This window comes from Guopingia tenuis, from assembly GCF_014384805.1.
In the GTDB taxonomy this organism is placed as follows: domain Bacteria; phylum Bacillota; class Clostridia; order Christensenellales; family Christensenellaceae; genus Guopingia; species Guopingia tenuis.
Genome location: NZ_JACRSS010000005.1, coordinates 65,108 through 82,755 on the forward strand (window position 1 = coordinate 65,108; position 17,648 = coordinate 82,755).

General features: G+C 55.3%; 15 protein-coding genes. 11 read left to right on the forward strand and 4 right to left on the reverse strand.

The features are described from left to right. Nucleotides 1-57 precede the first annotated feature (57 nt). The 4 genes from H8693_RS09390 (at nucleotide 58) to H8693_RS09405 (ending at nucleotide 6,673) form a co-directional block, all read left to right on the forward strand. A complete protein-coding gene (locus H8693_RS09390) occupies nucleotides 58-3,345 on the forward strand; it encodes an aminotransferase class I/II-fold pyridoxal phosphate-dependent enzyme (RefSeq protein WP_249280752.1) in 3,288 nt (1,095 codons plus the stop codon). 118 nt (nucleotides 3,346-3,463) lie between these two features. After that, nucleotides 3,464-4,093 (forward strand): DUF4358 domain-containing protein, encoded by a 630-nt coding sequence (locus H8693_RS09395; RefSeq protein ID WP_249280753.1) that lies wholly within the window; start codon nucleotides 3,464-3,466, stop codon nucleotides 4,091-4,093. A gap of 46 nt (nucleotides 4,094-4,139) precedes the next feature. Then, a complete protein-coding gene (locus H8693_RS09400; protein WP_249280754.1) occupies nucleotides 4,140-5,537 on the forward strand; it encodes an MBOAT family O-acyltransferase in 1,398 nt (465 codons plus the stop codon). 11 nt (nucleotides 5,538-5,548) lie between these two features. Beyond that, nucleotides 5,549-6,673 carry a DHHW family protein gene (locus H8693_RS09405; RefSeq protein ID WP_249280755.1) on the forward strand — a complete coding sequence of 375 codons (1,125 nt, stop codon included), beginning with the start codon at nucleotides 5,549-5,551 and terminating at the stop codon, nucleotides 6,671-6,673. Nucleotides 6,674-6,712: 39 nt separating this feature from the next. Here the strand turns inward: H8693_RS09405 and H8693_RS09410 are convergent, their stop codons facing one another. Then, nucleotides 6,713-7,066, reverse strand: a complete 354-nt coding sequence (locus H8693_RS09410) for a helix-turn-helix domain-containing protein (protein WP_249280756.1) — start codon at nucleotides 7,064-7,066, stop codon at nucleotides 6,713-6,715. A gap of 415 nt (nucleotides 7,067-7,481) precedes the next feature. Between H8693_RS09410 and H8693_RS09415 the strand changes: the two genes are divergently transcribed. Next, nucleotides 7,482-8,291 carry a M15 family metallopeptidase gene (locus tag H8693_RS09415; RefSeq protein WP_249280757.1) on the forward strand — a complete coding sequence of 270 codons (810 nt, stop codon included), beginning with the start codon at nucleotides 7,482-7,484 and terminating at the stop codon, nucleotides 8,289-8,291. A gap of 40 nt (nucleotides 8,292-8,331) precedes the next feature. Here H8693_RS09415 and metA read toward each other — a convergent pair whose 3' ends face one another. Beyond that, complete coding sequence (gene metA, locus H8693_RS09420) at nucleotides 8,332-9,261, reverse strand: homoserine O-acetyltransferase MetA (RefSeq protein WP_178619539.1); 930 nt, start codon at nucleotides 9,259-9,261, stop codon at nucleotides 8,332-8,334. Nucleotides 9,262-9,372: 111 nt separating this feature from the next. Between metA and epsC the strand changes: the two genes are divergently transcribed. Then, the gene (gene epsC / locus H8693_RS09425; RefSeq protein ID WP_249280758.1) at nucleotides 9,373-10,314 is read left to right on the forward strand and encodes a serine O-acetyltransferase EpsC; all 942 of its coding nucleotides are present in this window, start codon (nucleotides 9,373-9,375) and stop codon (nucleotides 10,312-10,314) included. A 109-nt stretch (nucleotides 10,315-10,423) separates the two neighbouring features. Continuing rightward, nucleotides 10,424-10,960, forward strand: a complete 537-nt coding sequence (locus H8693_RS09430) for a methylated-DNA--[protein]-cysteine S-methyltransferase (RefSeq protein WP_249280759.1) — start codon at nucleotides 10,424-10,426, stop codon at nucleotides 10,958-10,960. A 286-nt stretch (nucleotides 10,961-11,246) separates the two neighbouring features. Here the strand turns inward: H8693_RS09430 and H8693_RS09435 are convergent, their stop codons facing one another. Continuing rightward, complete coding sequence (locus tag H8693_RS09435) at nucleotides 11,247-12,986, reverse strand: Rqc2 family fibronectin-binding protein (protein WP_249280760.1); 1,740 nt, start codon at nucleotides 12,984-12,986, stop codon at nucleotides 11,247-11,249. Between the two features lie 141 nt (nucleotides 12,987-13,127). Between H8693_RS09435 and H8693_RS09440 the strand changes: the two genes are divergently transcribed. Next, complete coding sequence (locus H8693_RS09440; RefSeq protein WP_249280761.1) at nucleotides 13,128-14,072, forward strand: GerMN domain-containing protein; 945 nt, start codon at nucleotides 13,128-13,130, stop codon at nucleotides 14,070-14,072. Between the two features lie 51 nt (nucleotides 14,073-14,123). Here H8693_RS09440 and H8693_RS09445 read toward each other — a convergent pair whose 3' ends face one another. Further along, entirely contained in the window at nucleotides 14,124-14,504 is a 381-nt protein-coding gene (locus H8693_RS09445; RefSeq protein ID WP_178619554.1) for a helix-turn-helix domain-containing protein, read from the reverse strand. A gap of 114 nt (nucleotides 14,505-14,618) precedes the next feature. Between H8693_RS09445 and H8693_RS09450 the strand changes: the two genes are divergently transcribed. The 3 genes from H8693_RS09450 (at nucleotide 14,619) to H8693_RS09460 (ending at nucleotide 17,634) form a co-directional block, all read left to right on the forward strand. Continuing rightward, nucleotides 14,619-14,921 carry a hypothetical protein gene (locus tag H8693_RS09450; RefSeq protein ID WP_249280762.1) on the forward strand — a complete coding sequence of 101 codons (303 nt, stop codon included), beginning with the start codon at nucleotides 14,619-14,621 and terminating at the stop codon, nucleotides 14,919-14,921. Between the two features lie 26 nt (nucleotides 14,922-14,947). Next, complete coding sequence (locus H8693_RS09455; protein ID WP_330605755.1) at nucleotides 14,948-15,982, forward strand: LacI family DNA-binding transcriptional regulator; 1,035 nt, start codon at nucleotides 14,948-14,950, stop codon at nucleotides 15,980-15,982. A gap of 215 nt (nucleotides 15,983-16,197) precedes the next feature. Next, nucleotides 16,198-17,634, forward strand: coding sequence for an aspartate aminotransferase family protein (locus H8693_RS09460; RefSeq protein ID WP_178622040.1), 1,437 nt, complete (start codon nucleotides 16,198-16,200; stop codon nucleotides 17,632-17,634). Nucleotides 17,635-17,648 lie beyond the last annotated feature (14 nt).

The following is a 17,648-nucleotide window of genomic DNA, read 5'->3' on the forward strand; positions in this document are numbered from 1 at the left end:
TATTTTTCCCCAAACGGGGGAAACGCACTTATCTTTTTTATCATGAAGGAGCGAAACATGAACAAGGACTGTTTGGAAGTTTTGCAGAAACTTTCCCGCGATTATTCCTATCGGAATATCTTTGATATCATGATGGGCTATGGCGATGCCACAGCCGCGGAATATCTGGATGCGCAGGATGAAATCGCAAAGCTGACCTACCGGGAAACCGGGCAGGAAGCGCGAAACGCGGCAGCGGCCCTTTTGGAGGCCGTGGATGAGCCAAAAGGGAGCTTTATCGGGCTCAAGATGGAAAACAGCCCCCATTGGCCCTCGGTTTTTTGGGGTATTCTGATGGCGGGCTTTCAGCCCGTTCTGCTGGATGTCCGCGCCGAACCCGAAGCAACGCTGAATCTGCTGGATCAGGCGGGCGCCGTCGGCATCATTACCGAGGAGGATGCGGGAGAATACCTGGGATATGAGGTGTTGCGATTGGAAAGCCTGCTGGAAAAGCAGGCGGCGCCGGACTTTGCGCCGGATTGGGCCGACCGGGTGGCTCTCTGCACTTCGGGAACGACGGGAACGGCTAAGGTATTTGTCTATGACGGAGCCGCTATGGGGCACCAGATGGATAACGCCCGCTATTTTCTCGGAAACAATGAGGACATCATGTATGATGCGTCGGACGGCCCGCTGAAAAACCTGGCCTTTTTGCCTCTGCATCATATTTTTGGCTTTGTGGCGGTGTATATGTGGTTTTCCTTTTTTGGAAAAACCATTGTCTATCTGAAGGACCGCAATCCCAAAAATATCATGGATGCCTGCAAGCGCCATGAAGTAACGCATATTTTCTGCGTGCCGCTGTTTTGGAATAATGTGGCCCAGGGCATCCTGCGCAAGGTGAAGCAGGGCGGCGAAAAGCAGGAAAAGCTGTTTGCCCGCATGAGCCGGCTGAGCATGCGCCTGCAGCGCAATATGAAGCGGCCGGGGCGGAAGATGGTGGGCGCCTCGATTTTCAAGGGGGTCCAGGGCAATCTGGTGGGCGGCAGCATCCGCTTCCTCATCAATGGCGGCGGCCATATCCTCCCGGAAACCTTAAAGACCATCAACGCCGTGGGCTATCCTCTCTATAACGGTTTTGGGATGACCGAGGCGGGCATCACCTCTGTGGAGCTGAGCCAGGAGATTGACAAGCGGATGGAGGGCAGCGTAGGCGAGCCGTTCCATTCCATCGAATATAAAGTGGAGCCGATTGGCAGGGGGGATAACGTAGGCGAGCTGTTCATCCGCGGCGAATCGCTGCATTCCGGGCGCATGGTCGATGGGCAGTATATCCCCCGCAGCCAGGAAAACGGCGGCTGGTTTGCCACGGGCGATATCGCCCGGATCCAGGACGGACGCCTGTTCATTGAAGGGCGGCTCAAGGAAGTCATCATCAACGAATCCGGTGAGAATGTCTATCCCGACGAGCTGGAGGACTATTTCTCTGAAATGCCGGGCGTTGCCCAGTTCACAGCGGCGGGCATCGACACCGGCGCGCCCTATGAGGAGATCATGCTTATTCTGCAGCTGGCGGAAGATGCCGACGCGCAGACCATCGCCCAGCTGGCGGAATATATCGGGGATGTGAATATCGCGCTGCCTATGTATAAAAAGGTGCGCAAGGTGCTGGTTTCGGATCACCCCCTGCCGGTGGCCAACGGCATCAAGGTGCAGCGGCAGAAGCTGAAAAAGCTCATTGAAGAGGGAAAGTGGAGCTATCGCGTTCTGAATCTGACCCTGCAGAAACTGGAGGGAGCGGATGCGGAGAAATCCCAGGGTTCCTCTGCCATTACAGACGAGCGGTTTACCCAGATTAAAGAGGATGTCCGCAAGGTGTTTGCCGAAGTGCTCATCCTAAACGAATCTGAAATTGGGGATTTTGACCACTTCGTGACGGATCTGGGCGGCGACAGCCTGTCGGTGATCGGCGTCATTGCCCAGCTGGAGGAAAAATACGGAATTTTCATTTCAGATGCCGAATTCGCCGGAGCGGTGAACGTCCAGCAGATCGCCGAGCTGCTCTATAAGAAGCTCTATGGCGGAGACGATGCCCAGGAAAGCGCGCCCGCGTCCCAGACGATCCGGGAAACAAAAACGGCGCAGCGGGTATGGGACTTTAAAAAGACGCGGGAATATGCCGAGCTGCAGCAGCGGTTTGAAGAAAATATGCAGCTCTCCAGCAATCCCTATTTTGTGGCCCATGACAGCCTCATCCGGGACACCAGCCTGGTAAATGGCCGGGAGGTCATTAACCTGGGATCCTATAACTATCTGGGCCTTTCCGGCCATCCGGAAACTGTGGCGGCGGCCGTGGAGGCTGTGGAGAAATACGGCACCTCCGCCAGCGGCAGCCGGGTGCTGGCCGGGGAAAAGACGCTCTATCAGGAATTGGAGGAGGCCATTGCGGCATGGAAGCACACGGAAGCCGCCGTGGTGCTGACGGGCGGATATGCCACCAACCTGACCTTTATCGGCAACTTCTGCGGGGAAGGGGATCTCATTCTCTATGACTCCCTCTCCCATAATTCCATCGTCCAGGGCACCCAGCTTTCCCGGGCGGAGAGCAAAGCCTTTCCCCATAACGATATTGCGGCGCTGGAATCCATGCTCCAAAATATCGAGGGGAAATATACGAAGGTTCTGCTGGTGGTAGAGGGCGTTTACAGCATGGATGGAGACATTGCCCCCGTGCCGGAGTTTGTCCGCCTGAAAAATAAATATCACACCTTCCTGATGGTGGATGAGGCGCATTCCAGCGGAGTCATCGGCGAAAACGGCGGCGGCGTGGACGATTATTTCCATCTGAACCCGACGGATATCGATATCAAAATGGGGACGCTCTCCAAGGCGCTGGGCACCTGCGGCGGTTATATCGCCGGGAGCAGGGCGCTTGTCGACTATCTCAAATATTCCCTGCCCGGCTTTGTATTTACGGCCGGAATCAGTCCGCCCCTGGCGGCGGCCTGCAAAAAATCGGTGGAGATCATCCGGCGGGATAACCATCTGCCCGCCAAGCTCCATGCGAACATCGCCCATTTCGTGAAGGGGGCCAAGGAGCGGGGCTTTGATACCTGCCGTGCGGCGGAATCCGCCATTGTGCCCGTGATGATCGGGCCGGACGACCTGGCTTTCCAGATCTCTTCTGAAATGCTGGAACGGGGTGTGTTCGTTCCTCCGGCGGTGTTTCCCGCAGTAGCTAAGGGGCAGAGCCGCCTGCGCTTCTCGATTTCCGCCGCCCATTCGCTGGAACAGCTGGACCGGGCTCTGGAGGTTTTGGAAGAGGTGATGGCGCTTCACGCCAAAGATTTGAAAACCGACGCCTAAACGCGGGACTTTTGTGGTATACTAATGGGACGGAGCGATTGCAGGCTCCGTCCTTACTATATCAGAACGATGTTGGGGCCGGAAAAAACGCGGAACCGACGGGCAAAAGGAGAGTATGATGAAAAGAAACCGAGTAATTGCCGGGGCGATGGCCCTTGTATGCGCATTTTGTCTTGCCGCATGTGCGGCGCCGCCGGAAGCGGCCCCCAGCGGTACGCCCAGCGCGAATGCCCAGCCCTCTGCCGGGGCGTCTGCATCGCCGCAGACTCCTGCGGCTTCTCCCGAGGCTTCCCAGCCTGCGGCGGGAAGTATGGAGGCCGTGCGGGAGGCCATTCACGGCGTTCTCAAGGCCGACGGCGTCCAGGGCGGCATTGCGGAAAGTGAATATGCCGACGGCGCTTTCCCCGGATATGCCGTGCAGAACCTGCCCGAGGGCATGGAAGAGATTCCCCCTTCGGCGCTCCAGGCGGACGGCATGGAATCCGGCCTGTATATCCAGGCGCTGATGAACGTCCGTTCGGATCTGATCTATGTCATCCGGGCGACAGACGAGGAGGCCGCAAAAACCATCGAAGAGCAGCTAAAAGAGGTTCTGGCAGGGCAGGAGGAGACCTGGAAGCAATATCTGCCCGACCAGTATGAAAAGGTGCAGAACACGATTTTAAAGCGTGAGGGAACGCTCGTATATTATATTACCTACGACAATCCCGAGGCGGTGGAGCAGGCTATCCTGGGCGCGGCGAAATAATCTGAAGACGGGAGGAGGGCGCTGAAAAAGCGCCCTTTTTGGCAATATGGTATTCAGCGGGATTCCCTTTCTATTCTATTTCCTGCCGGCGGCGCTGGCGCTGTATTATCTGGTTCCCTGGAAGCTGAAAAATCTGGTGCTTCTGGTGGTGAGCCTGATTTTCTATGCCTGGGGCGAGCCGGTCTATATCCTGCTCATGCTGTTTTCCATTCTGGTGGACTATACGGCGGGGCGCGTGATTCATCGGTACCGGGGCAGCGGAATCAGCAAGCTCGCGCTCTTTTGTTCCATCGCCGCCAATCTGGGGCTTTTGGGATTCTTTAAATACAGCGGCTTTATTGCGCAAAATCTGGCGGCGGTGGGGATTCCCGTTTCTTTTGCGTCCCTGCCTCTGCCCATTGGGATTTCTTTTTATACCTTCCAGACCATGTCCTATTCCATCGATGTATACCGGGGAACCGCGCCTGTGCAGAAAAACATCATTGCCTTTGGCGCTTTTGTATCCATGTTCCCCCAGCTTATTGCCGGGCCGATTGTCCGCTACAGCGATATTGCGGCGCAGCTGGAAAACCGAAGGATCACCCTGGACGGCGTGGGGGAAGGGGCGATGCGGTTTATCCGCGGCCTGGCAAAAAAGGTGCTGCTGGCCAACCCCATCGGCCTTTGCTGGGAGGCGGCCCGGGGCGGAGCGGATTCGGTTTTGGGAGCATGGCTGGGGATCGGGGCCTTTGCCCTGCAGATCTATTTTGATTTCAGCGGCTATTCGGATATGGCCATCGGGCTGGGAAAGATGATGGGATTTGATTTTCCTGAAAATTTCCGCGCGCCCTATCGCTCGGCCAGCATTTCGGAATTCTGGCGGCGCTGGCATATTACCCTGGGGAGCTGGTTTAGGGACTATGTCTATTTTCCCATGGGAGGGAGCCGATGCAGCCGGGGACGGATGGTTTGGAATCTGGCGGTGGTCTGGCTGCTCACCGGGCTTTGGCACGGCGCGGAGTGGAATTTTGTGGCCTGGGGAGCATATTTCGGCGTATTCATCGCAATGGAAAAGCTCTTTTTATCCGGCTGGCTGGAGAAGATCCCCGGAAAGGGCGGCGGCCTGGTGCGCCATGGCTATGCTCTTTTGGTGGTGCTTCTGGGATGGGTGCTCTTTGCCTGCAATAGCCTGCCATCGGCATTTTCCTATTGGCAAAGCCTCTTTTCCGGCCCTCTCTGGAGTGGGAACGCCCTGTATACCCTCTCAAACTACGGCCTGCTGTTCCTGCTTCTGATCGCCGTTCAGCTGCCATGGGAGCGGTGGTGCAGCGGCCTCGCTGAAAAATGGATGAAAAACCGGGGAGGACAGGCGGCCCTGTGCCTGGGGTATGTCCTGCTGTTCGGCCTGTGCGTGGCGTATCTGGTGGATGCGTCCTTTAATCCTTTTCTCTATTTCCGGTTCTGAGGAGACGTGTGATGAAAAAGACAATGGCAATATTGTTCGCCTGCCTGCTCCTGGGCGGCAGTCTGGCAGGTCTGCTCCTGCCGGACCGAGGATTTTCCCCAAGGGAGCGGCGGAACTTGGCAAAGCTGCCCAAATGGAGCCTGAATGCGTTGTTTTCCGGTGAATTCACCAAAAAATTTGAAAGCTATGCCCAGGATCAGTTTCCCCTGCGGGATGTGCTCATCAGCGTAAAGGGAACGGCCGAGGAGCTTCTGCAAAAAAAGGAAAACAACGGCCTCTATTTTGGAAAAGACGGATATCTTTTGGATGGGCTTGCGGATTTTTCCCGGGAGAAATGGCAGGAGAATCTCTCCTATATCCGCCGGTTTGGCGAGAACTTTCATGGAAAGACGGTTTTTCTCCCGGTGCCCACCAGCGCCGGGGCTTATCCCGAAAAGCTGCCGGCCTTTGCGCCGGTTACGCAGCAGGACGCACTCATTGGCGAGGCGGAGAAGCTCTGCGGCAGCCGGGTTGAGACTGCCGACGCCCTGCCAAGCCTTCGGGAAGGCGGGGAGGGGCTGTATTTCCGGCTGGATCACCATATGACCATGGAAGGGGCTTTTGTGCTCTATCAAAAGGCCGGAGAGGCCCTGGGATTTGATCCGCTGCCCCGGGACGCCTTCACGGCAAAGACGGTTTCCCGGAATTTTTACGGTACCTATTATGCCAAGGCCGGGCGGCTGACAGATGCCCCGGACTCCATTGATATCCTGCTCCCCAGGGAAGAATTTTCGGCGGCGATGACCATTCAGGATACGGGCGAGACAATTCCTGGGTTGTATAGTCAAAAGCAGCTGGAGGGATACGATCCCTATGCCGTGTTTCTGGACGGGAACCATGCCCGCGTGACCATCCGGACGGGTGCGGGCAACGGAAGAAAGCTGCTGGTCATCAAGGACAGCTATGCCCACACCCTGGTTCCCCTGCTGGCGCATCACTATGAGGTGATCGAGATGATCGACCCCCGGTATTACCGACAGGATCTCTATGCCTTTGCGGAGGAGCAGGAGATTGACGAGGCCCTTCTGGTTTTTGGCCTGGCCAATCTGGATCAGGAAACCGGATTGAGCACCCTTTATCTGGGAAGTGAAAAATAAAAAAAGGCCGCTGAAAAAGCGGCCTTTTCTCCATATGCGCTAGTTTTTATCGTTGGGGAAAATGCGCCCATAGGCGGCATGCACTGCCCGGGCAGATTCCAGAAGAAACTTTGTTTCCGTATCCGAAGCCTCCTGAAAAATCCGGGCAAAGTCGTCCTGTAAAACGGATTTGGATTTATAGATAGAATCGCATAACAACTCGTCTACGCTGACATGCAGGGCATTGGCGATACTGACGAGCGCCGGCAGACTTAATTTTGTATGTGCATGTTCAATGTTGCTGATGTGCTGGGTGGACAGATCGCAGAGGGCTGCCAATTTATCCTGTGTCATTTCCCGGCGAAGCCTTGCTTTGCGGATTCGTTTTCCAATGGCTTCATAACTAAGTTCCATAGTACATCTCAGCCTGCTTTCTTTCGGTTGATGCTACTATTGTATTCTGTTCACAAAATGCTGGAAATAAACGATATAAATTATAATCTATATAGTTATATATCCCGCCAAAATAATGTATATTTTTCGTCAACATTCTTCCAAAACAATTGATTTTTCCCCGGAAAAATCACAAAATTGTATTGTCGGAAGGGTTCCATGCCCGGATAGGGGACAACCTTTGGCATCGAGGGGATGGAAACGCGGAGAAGGACGCAGCCGCTGTTTTTTTGCAAAAGCGCGGCGCGGGTATATGTAAAACGAAAATCCCTGCTAAAAAAGATGGTTTGGAAAAGCAGGCATGGAGAGAAAAATGCCGGGCCTGTTTTGTTTTGCGAAAAAACAGGGGATATAATGCACGAAGGAGGAAAAAGAAATGCAGGAACCAAAGACACAAGTGCCGCGGGAAAAATGGACAGACAGGGTAAATTTAACGGCTCTGTTGACCCGGATTCTTCTGGGACTTCTCCTGACGGGAGCGGTACTGTTGGGGATACATTTCCTTTTCCCGCCGCGGGCGGAGGAGGGGCGGACAGTGATCGTATCCCAAGGGGGAACAGTGTCGCCCGCAGCGGCAGCGATGGCCCGGCAGACAGCCCCCCGCGCCGAAGGAACGCTGCTGCTGGTGAACTGGGAAAACCCGGTGCCCTTTGACCGCCCGGAAGGGTTAGTGACTCAGGCGGAGATTTTTGGCGACGAGGTCGTGCTGGTCAACGGCGAAGGGTCAGTCAACCGGGAGGCGGGGGAAGCGGCAAAAAGGATGTTTCTGGCGGCCCGGGCGGAGGGGATCGGCCGATATAAGATCTCCAGCGCCTATCGCTCCATCGCCTATCAGGAAAAGCTGTGGCAGGCGCGGCGCAGGCAGGACCCCTGCTATGGCGACGACCCCTATACCAATCCGGTAAAGGCTATGCCCGGATGTATGAGTGAACACACCACCGGGCTGGCCCTGGATATTTTATCCGAGAACCACGAGACGGCCAACGATGCCTATGGGGAGACACCGGAGGGAAGATGGCTGGCAGAAAATGCGCACCGCTATGGCTTTATCCTCCGCTATCCCGAAGGAAAGGAGCATATCACCGGGGTGATCTATGAGCCGTGGCATTACCGCTATGTGGGAGTGGAGGCGGCGACAGAGATTTGGGAACGGGGAATTTGCCTGGAAGAATATCTGGGGGCATAGAAAAAGCGCCGTGCGGCGCTTTTTCCATATCTCCGGGATTCTATTCTTGATGTTCGGAAATCTCCTGGACGTTATAGGGGGTTTCCTGATAGACATAATAGTTGAGCCAGTTGCAGAAAAGCAGGTTGGCATGGCCGCGCCAGCGGACGACCGGCGCCTTTGCAGGATCGTCGCCGGGATAGTAGTTCTTGGGAACGTCGATGGAAAGCCCTTTGGCGATATCCCGGTCATATTCCCATTTCAAAGTGTTGGGGTCATATTCGCTGTGGCCGGTGACAAAAATCTGCCGGCCCTTTTTTGCGGAGACGAGATAGACGCCCGCTTCCGGGGATTCGGCGATAATCTTCAGCTTGGGATTTTTTTCAATATCTTCCCGCCGGACGCCGGTATGGCGGGAATGGGGAGCGTAGAACACGTCGTCAAACCCCCGGGTCAGCTGCTCGCTGTGGTCGGTCACCTGATGGCGGAATACGCCGAAAATCTTTTTATCCAGGGCGTATTTGGGAATGCCATAGTAATGATATAGCCCCGCCTGGGCCGCCCAGCAGATATGCAGGGTGGAAAAGACGTTTTTCTTGCTCCAATCCATGATCTCGGTAAGCTCATCCCAGTAATCCACCTCTTCAAAGGGCAGCTGCTCCACCGGCGCCCCCGTGATGATCAGGCCGTCCATCTTAGAATCCTTGATGGCGTCGAAGGTAGTATAAAACGTGCGCAGATGCTCATGCGAGGTGTTTTTGGCCACATGATCCTTGGGACGGATGAGAACGACTTCCACCTGCAGCGGGGAATTTCCGATGAGCCGGAGAAGCTGCGTCTCGGTTTCGATTTTTGTGGGCATCAGATTCAAAATACCGATTTTCAGCGGGCGGATATCCTGATGGCTGGCCCGCTCGTCCGTCATGACGAAGATGCCCTCCTCGGAAAGTGTTTTGGCCGCCGGAAGGTCGGCGCGTATGTTAATCGGCATAGAAATCTCTCCTTTTTCCTTCACATTTTTCGCGTTTGACAACTATTATACTTTATCCTAGAATAAATGTATAGGACGAAAAATGAAAAACCGGAAGGAAACCGAAATTTTATGAGCAATATCAGTGATTGGATGCGCTTTAAATCCCAGAGTGTAGCGGACGAATTGGTGGAGATCAACGCCCGGCAGTTTCTCCGGGAAAACATCAGCGGCTTTGGCATGAAGGGCCGGGTGGTGGAGCTGCTGGGGGAGCTGAAAGCGGCGCTGTTTCCCAGCCTCTATGAGCGCGAGATGGAAAATGCGGATTACCTCAGCTCTCAGGTGCTGGACCGGCTGAACACGGCGACCCGCCTGCTCAATGGGATCATCAAGGACGTTCTCATGAACAAATGCCAGCTGGAGAAAAAGGGAAGCTGCCATGGCGCGGAGTGCGCCCAGCGGGCGGACACCATGACTGTGGAATTTATGGAGAGCCTGGGGGAGATCCGGCGCATGCTGACCCAGGATATCAAGGCGGCCTATGAGGGCGATCCCGCCGCCCTCTATACGGAGGAAATCCTCCTGAGCTATCCGTCGGTGGAGGCCGTGAGCGTCTATCGCATGGCCCATCAGCTCTTTGTCATGGGCTTGCCCCTCGTTCCGCGGATTATGACGGAATATGCCCACCAGCTGACGGGCATCGACATCCATCCCGGCGCACAGATCGGCGAGCATTTCTTTATCGACCACGGCACGGGCGTGGTCATCGGGGAAACATGCGTCATCGGTAAAAATGTCAAGCTGTATCAGGGCGTGACGCTGGGGGCCAAGAGCTTTGAGCTGGATGAAAACGGCAATCCCATCAAGGGAGTCAAGCGCCATCCCAACATCGAGGATAATGTGGTCATCTATGCCGGCGCCACCATCCTGGGCGGCGATGTGACGGTGGGGCATGACAGCGTCATCGGCGGAAACGTCTGGCTGCTCAGTTCCGTCCCGCCCTATACAAAGGTTTATAACGCGACGCCCAAGCCCATCATCAACACCATGGCGGGCGATGGGGAACAGGAATAAGGCGATCTGATTTTTCGCAATGGAGGAATCCGGGGCCGGTGTATCCCGGAAGAGAGCCGCGGGGCTTTTGTCCCCGCCCGGAACGGCAAAAGATAAAAGGAGAAAGATTATGTGGTATTCCGCGAGCTATGCTTCTCCCGTAGGCCGGCTGCTGCTGGCCAGCGATGGAGAAGCATTGACGGGACTCTGGCTGGAAGGCCAGAAATACTATGGCGCGACGCTGGCGGGAGAGGCGTCCGAGGGCTGCCCGGCGGTTTTGGAGACTGCAAAAGCCTGGCTGGACGATTACTTTGCCGGGAATAAACCGGCGGTTTCCGACCTGCCCCTGCGGCCCGCGGGCAGCAGCTTCCGGCAGATGATTTTCGGCATCTTGCTGGAGATCCCCTATGGACACACGATAACCTATGGGGAAATCGCAAAAAAGGCGGCCGCCCGGATGGGGCGGCCCAGCATGTCCGGGCAGGCCGTGGGCGGCGCGGTGGGGCATAACCCCATCTCCATCATCATTCCCTGCCACCGGGTGGTGGGCACCGGAGGGAGCCTCACGGGGTATGCGGGCGGCCTGGACAAAAAGATATGGCTGCTGCGCCATGAGGGCACCGATATGTCCGGCCTGTTCCGGCCCCAAAAGGGGACTGCTCTTTAGGGATTAAAAGAAGAAAAATATAAAACGGCCAGAGAGGGAATGCTTTTCCCATCTCGGGCCGTTTTTTTATAACAAATGACGGCGAAGAAATTGGGGCGGGTTTGGGGCGGATACATGCGTTTGCTCCCCTTCCGGCGGCCCGGAATGATTCCTCATTCGATATATCCTGATGTTCCGGATCTGCAATACCCCGTGCCTTCCAGCCGTATAACTGCATCGTCTCCCAAGCTTATAGCCGCTGGAAAACAGGATCTTTGCCGGCTCTGGCAGGAAATGCAGGAGAGTGTCAGCCATGATCCTCCCGCAGCCGTTCCAGAAGGGCGGCGTCCGGGGCGACAGTCAGGGTATGATGGCCCTCATAGAGCACCATGCCCGGGCGGGCGCCGTTGGCCTTCCAGACATGGGAACGGGGACAGTAATCGATATCCACTTTTCCGGCATTTTTGCCCCGGCAGAGGGTGGCGGCAATGGCGGCGGCCTCCAAAAGGGCGGTATCCGTGGGCGGATTGCCGCCGGTGAACAAAATGACATGGGAGCCGGGCAGGTTCTTGCTGTGCAGCCAGATGTCGTCTCCCCCCGCGATGCGCAGGGTAAGAGCGTCGTTCTGGCGGCTGTTGCGGCCTGCAAGGACGGTAAAGCCATCGCTGGTTTTGAATTTGAGCGGGGAGGCCAGAGGATCGCTCCGCTTGATTTTTTCCCTGGGTTCGGCGGAGAGATATCCGTATTTGATCAGCTCGCCCCGAACCTCCTGCAGATCCTCGATCGTCTGCGCCGCGGCGGCGTTATATTCCAGCTCCTCCAGATAGGCCAGCTCGGCGGCATATTCCTTTTCCTTTTGGGCGGCAATGAGAGCGCCGTTTTTTAATTTGCCCACCTTTTTAAAGTATTTGGCGGCATTGGCCGAGGGCGAAAGGGCCACGTCGAGGGGTACGCGCAGGGGCTCGCCGGTATAGTAATTGGTAAGGGTTACTTCCTTCGCACCCCGGGGAATCTGATAGATATTGGCGGTAATCAGCTCGCCATAGAGGCGGAAAGTGTCGCTTCGGGCGCCGGCCGCCAGGGTTTCCCGCTGAATCTTCAGCTTTTTTTCCACCCGGACGATATGCTGGCGGAGGACCTTCTGGAGAGCGCCGCGCTTGGCCTGCATGCGGGCGGCTGTGGAACGGAGGTGAAAATATCCGTCTACCAGGCTGTTGACCGTGGGGAAGGAAAGCCGCCCTTTTTTAGAAAAAGTAGCGTCATAGGGAACGATGGAGAAAAAGACGGGCATTCCCTCTGCGTTTTTTTGCAGGCAGGGCGACGGATGGGACAGACTGCTCCGGATAAAATCCAGAAGAAATTCTGCCAGCTTTTCTGCCTGGGCTTCACTCAAAAGCGAGGGCGCAGCGCCATGATAGCGCCGGGCAAGGATTTCTTGAGCCGTTTGAAAGGAGATGCCCTCAATGGAGCGGGGCAGGCAGTCCGGAAGCTCTCCCCGGCCCAGCACGTCCGCGATGCTCTTCGCGGAGGCGGATAGGGGGTTGAGCTTTTCCATTTCCGGCGGGACATAGGCCATGCCGGGCAGAACCTGCCGCACCCGGCTCATATCAAAGGAAACGTGGCGGATGCTGTCTAAAATGACATCACTGCCGTTTAGAAGCATGATATTGCTGTATTTCCCCATAATTTCAATGACCAGAGTAAATTGCTGCAGTACGCCCATTTCGTCCTTGGCCTCGATGGCGATGCGGACGATGCGCTCCAATCCGGGCTGTGCAATGGAGAGAATGCGGCCCCCGCCGATATATTTGCGCAGCAGCATGCAGAAATTGGGTGCCTGGAGGGGATTGGACTTGGGATGCTCGGTGAGATGAAGGCGGCTGTCGCCCCCCGCTGCCGAGAGGAGAAGCCGCTTCTTGCCGCTTTGGGTATGCAAAAGAAGGAGCAGCTCCTCGCGCTCCGGCTGGTGGATTTTTTCTATTTTTGCTCCCACGAGGGATTGCAGCTCCTCCGCGATCCCCCGGAGCGTGAGTCCATCTAATGTCATAATACGCCCCTTTCTTTCTGTCTTTTCATTATACTGCCGCCTAACCGGGGAAGCAACGGCTTTTTTTGCGCAAAACCGGCATAGCGGGGCGTCTTTTCCCATATAGTTATGGTGAGAATTGGCATATAAGGGGGAAACAGCATGGCGAAAAAACGGGCTTGGATGGCGGCGCTGCTGGCAGGGTTGCTTCTGCTCACCGGCTGCGGGGCAGACGCACTGCCCCAGGAAGAGATTCCCGTGGAGGGAGATCCCCTCATGCGGGATACCCTTGTCTATTATGAACAGGACGATGGGCTTCTGGTGCCTGTCGTAGTCCAGGAGGAATGGAGCGAAACCATGCTGACCTCCCTGGCGGAACGGCTGGTGGCCAATGAACTGGAGCAGCTGGATCTGGAGGAAGCCGGGCTGACGGCGCTGCTCCCAGGGGATACCCGGGTGAATGTCACGCTGGAGGACGGCACGGCAACCGTGAATATGCAGTCCAGCTGGCTGGGAGAAGTGAGCGCCAAACGGGGCAAAAATATCGCCGCTTCCATGGTCAACACTCTCTGTCAGTTCCCGGCGGTGCAGCAGGTGCAGCTGCAGGTCAACGGAAAATCCGAAAAGCTGGGAGAGACGGATATCTCAAAACCGTTGACGGAGATGGATCTGAACCCGGAAGGGAAGGCGGGAAAGAATACGCCCGTAACCGTATATTATAAGACGGCGGATACCGGCCTGCTGGTGCCCGTGACAAAATATGTAAAAAATGTTGAACCCGAGACGGTTGTGGAAACCATGCTGGGAACGCCGGCCACGGATAACGTCATGAGCCTGTTCCCCTGGGGGACGCGGATTCTGGATGTGAGCCTGGGAGAAGACGGCGTGCTTTCCCTGAATTTCAGCAAAGAGTTTCTCGAGCTGCGGGAAAATCCCTATCTGGAAAATATCGTGATGAAAAATATCCCCATCACCTGCAAACAGGTGGATGGCGTTAAAGATGTGCGGGTCTATGTGGAGGGCGAGGAATATCAGCCCCTGAGTAAAACGACTATGAGCGTATTTGGAAATGAGCTGGGCCGGACGGGAATGGCAGAGGATGAATAGAGGAATAAGAAAACAGGCGTTATCTTCGGATAACGCCTGCCGTACATGCGCCTATTTCGCGTATTTTCCCATGGAATCCCATTCCTCCGCCTGCGCGGCGGCAAAGTTTTTGAGAACCATGGCATCCACGATTTCATCGATCACCTGCCGCTGATCCAGGGGAAGGGAATGATATTTGCTGAGCAGATCCTGGTCTGCGGAGGAAAAGGACGAATCCGCCTCCTGAAAGAGCGGGCCCTCTCCGGTTGCCAGCCAAAGGGGATTGACGTGAAATTCCCGGCATACGGAATCCATGAACCGGGCGCTGGGATTTTGCTTTTTTCCACGCAGGATCATGGAAATATAGGCCTGTGAAAAGCCGATCCGTCTTGCAAATTCCCCTTTTTTTATTCCCAAAGCGCGGATCAGCTCGTTTAACCGCGTTCCCAACATATGTATCACCTCTTTCAAATAGTATCATCCAAATTTTTCTAAGTCAATAAATTGTATCACAGATTGTATTCGATTCCATGATTCCCGATCAATTTCTAAAAAAAGGAAATTTTTTTGAAAATTCGGGAAAAAAGTGTTGACGAACTTAACTTAATGATATATATTTTAACTAAGTTAAAAAAGGAGTGCGATGGACATGACACCGAAACGGGAGATTCTTGCAGAAATGCTCAAGAAAATGACCATCGAAGAGAAACTCAAATACCTGAACCAATCACAAAAGCAATACTTGAATGCCTGCATGGAGCAAAAACTGTCCTGCGGCAACACAGCGCAGAGGAGAAACGGAAACACAAAAGATATCTCTTCTGCACAAAAGCACCACCAAAAGAACCCTTTGTTTTAGAAAAAATGTAGACGCGTACATTCGCAACAGAATCCGGATATGGAGAAGGCAAGAGAGGTTTGGCATGAATCAGCGTGAAATTGCGCGGCTGGCCGGCGTCTCCACTGCGACGGTTTCCCGGGTGATCAACAACGACCGCCGGGTGACCGAGCAAACCAGGAAACGCGTGCAGCAGGCCATTGATGAAAACGGCTATGTGCAGAATATGAACGCCCGCAACCTTAGGGTATCCCATTCGCATGCCATCGGCTTTCTCATTTCCAATTTTGCAAATCCCTTTTTCCTGGACGTTTACTGCGGCTTTGAGCCTGTCTTGAAAAAGTTGGGATATAATATCATCATCGGGAATACCAATGAGGATATAGGGCAGGAAAAGGATGCCATCGACCTGATGCTGCAATACCGGGTGGACGGCATTGTGGCCAGCTTTGTCGGGCCTAACAGCCAGACACTGGGAAAGATCACCCGGCTGGGCACCGAGGTCTTGCAGCTGGACCGGAAACTATCCCATTTTTCTTCAGACTGCGTGGTAATCGATAACATTGCGGGCGCCATGCAGCAGGTGGAATACCTGGCGAAGCTGGGGCATACGCGCATCGCCCTCATCAAAGGAACAGATTTTGATTCCAACGGCATCGACCGCCTGCGGGGCTTCCATATGGGAATGGAGAAAATGGGCCTGCCGGTGCGGCCGGAATATATCGTGGGCGGAGAATTTTTGGAGGATGCGGCCTATCGGGCCACCGTGGAACTGCTGTCGCGGCCGGAACGGCCGACGGCGATTATCGCCCATAACAACCTGATGTGCATCGGAGCATACCGCGCCCTGCGGGATATGCGCATCAACATCCCGGCGGAGATCTCTCTCATTGGATTTGACGACTTTGAATTTTCCGAGCATCTGCAGCCCAGTATCACCCTTATCGACCGCCCGGTGCGGGAGATGGGAGAACTGGCGGGGAAAATGATGATCGAGCGGATTGAAAAGACCTATACGGGCGCGGCCCGGCAGGTGGTTTTCCCCGTCCGGCTGAAGGTGGGCGGCTCCTGCAGCGTGCCGGCAGACAAATGAAATACTTTTCCTTTCAACTGATAAACAACGGCGTTTTTCTATAGATTCAATTTGTAAAGTTTGAAAACCGAATCGAAGGGCACCGGCAAGGATGCCGGCGAAATAAAACGGGAATGGCCCCAGGTGTATTTTGTGTACCCAAAATGTAAACGTATACAGAGCCGGGCCGCTCCCATGAAAGAACCTTTTTAAGAAAACAAAGGAGGCTATGCAAAATGTGTGAAGGAAAATGCAGCGGATGCGCGGGGAAGAAATGCGGGGAATACCGGGCGCTTCCCGGGGAAAAATCCAAGAAAATCAAGGAGGACCTGTTCAAATATGAATCCGGCGGCACCTTTTGGCGGGTGACCAACGATTCCGCAGACCGCATTCCCGTCTATGAAAAGATGGAAGGGCTGCGCATGTGGGACGTGGACGGCAATGAATATATCGATACCTATGGCCAGTTTGCGGCCTCCTGCCTGGGGCATGCGCCGGGGCAGCTCATCGATGCCGTGACCGATCAGATGCGGACACTCATGCATGTTTCGGGGGATACGCCCAACGTGCCCCGGGCGCAGCTGGTGAAAAAGCTGGCGGAAGAGGTGGCTCCCGGGGATATGCGGGGAGACGCTAAGGTACAGTTTGAACTGGGCGGAAGCGGCGCCGTGGAGCTGGCGCTGCAGATCGCAGAATATTCCCAGAAGGACCCGCAAAACGATTTTATCTCCTTCTTTGGCGCCTATCATGGCCGGACGACGGCGGCGCTGACCGTGGCTCCCAACATCTATTTCCGGGACCGGCTCCCCACCATGGCCCAGAAGGTCACGCGGGTGCCATACGCCTATTGCTACCGCTGCCACTATGGCATGGAATACCCCAGCTGCGACATGTACTGCGTGAAATACTTAAAGAAGCTGTTTGAGTCGCCGGAATACGGCATCTATGACCCAACAACCAAGACCAACAGCATCGCGGCCATCATCGTCGAACCCGCTCAGTTCCATACCGGCGGCATCTATCCCCCGGCGGAATTTATCCAGGGCGTGCGGGAGGTATGTGACGAATACGGTCTTGTCATGATCGATGACGAAATCGCCGTGGGCATGGGGCGCAGCGGAAAATGGTGGTGCATTGAGAATTACGGCGTCACCCCGGACATGATCACTACATCCAAGGCGCTTTCCGGCGGTGTTTGGCCGCTTTCCGCCGTAATCGGCAAAAACAAGGTGATGGACGTCTGGAACGAGCATCCGGATAAACATATGGGCACCTGGCACGGCAACGCCGTGGGGGCCCGGGCGGCGCTGACCGTCATCGACGAGATTCAGAAGAACGGATATCTGGAGAAGAACGCCGAACACGGCCGCTATTTCCTGGATGGCCTCAAGCAGATCCAGAAGAAGCACCCCATGGTGGGCGACGTGCAGGGCATCGGCCTGGGCCTGAGCCTGGAGATGGTGCGGGATAAAAAGACCAAGGAGCCGGCGGAGGCAGAAACCATTGCGGTCATCAGAAAGGCGCTGGAATATGGCATGACCATCTGCCGGGCGGCCTACTACGGCAACCGGATGACTTTCATGCCCGGCTATATCGTGACCAAGAAGGATATTGACCTGATGCTGGATATCACGGATCGCTGCATCAGCGAGGTGGAGGCGGGAGATTTCTGATCCCCCTGGCATGG

Coding starts and splice junctions, on each gene's coding strand:
- H8693_RS09445 (WP_178619554.1), bottom strand. CDS start 14,504: ATGTTGGGAACGCGGTTAAACGAGCTGATCCGCGCTTTGGGAATAAAA.
- H8693_RS09460 (WP_178622040.1), top strand. CDS start 16,198: ATGTGTGAAGGAAAATGCAGCGGATGCGCGGGGAAGAAATGCGGGGAA.
- H8693_RS09390 (WP_249280752.1), top strand. CDS start 58: ATGAACAAGGACTGTTTGGAAGTTTTGCAGAAACTTTCCCGCGATTAT.
- metA (WP_178619539.1), bottom strand. CDS start 9,261: ATGCCGATTAACATACGCGCCGACCTTCCGGCGGCCAAAACACTTTCC.
- H8693_RS09430 (WP_249280759.1), top strand. CDS start 10,424: ATGTGGTATTCCGCGAGCTATGCTTCTCCCGTAGGCCGGCTGCTGCTG.
- H8693_RS09415 (WP_249280757.1), top strand. CDS start 7,482: ATGCAGGAACCAAAGACACAAGTGCCGCGGGAAAAATGGACAGACAGG.
- H8693_RS09410 (WP_249280756.1), bottom strand. CDS start 7,066: ATGGAACTTAGTTATGAAGCCATTGGAAAACGAATCCGCAAAGCAAGG.
- H8693_RS09440 (WP_249280761.1), top strand. CDS start 13,128: ATGGCGAAAAAACGGGCTTGGATGGCGGCGCTGCTGGCAGGGTTGCTT.
- H8693_RS09395 (WP_249280753.1), top strand. CDS start 3,464: ATGAAAAGAAACCGAGTAATTGCCGGGGCGATGGCCCTTGTATGCGCA.
- epsC (WP_249280758.1), top strand. CDS start 9,373: ATGAGCAATATCAGTGATTGGATGCGCTTTAAATCCCAGAGTGTAGCG.
- H8693_RS09405 (WP_249280755.1), top strand. CDS start 5,549: ATGAAAAAGACAATGGCAATATTGTTCGCCTGCCTGCTCCTGGGCGGC.
- H8693_RS09435 (WP_249280760.1), bottom strand. CDS start 12,986: ATGACATTAGATGGACTCACGCTCCGGGGGATCGCGGAGGAGCTGCAA.
- H8693_RS09400 (WP_249280754.1), top strand. CDS start 4,140: ATGGTATTCAGCGGGATTCCCTTTCTATTCTATTTCCTGCCGGCGGCG.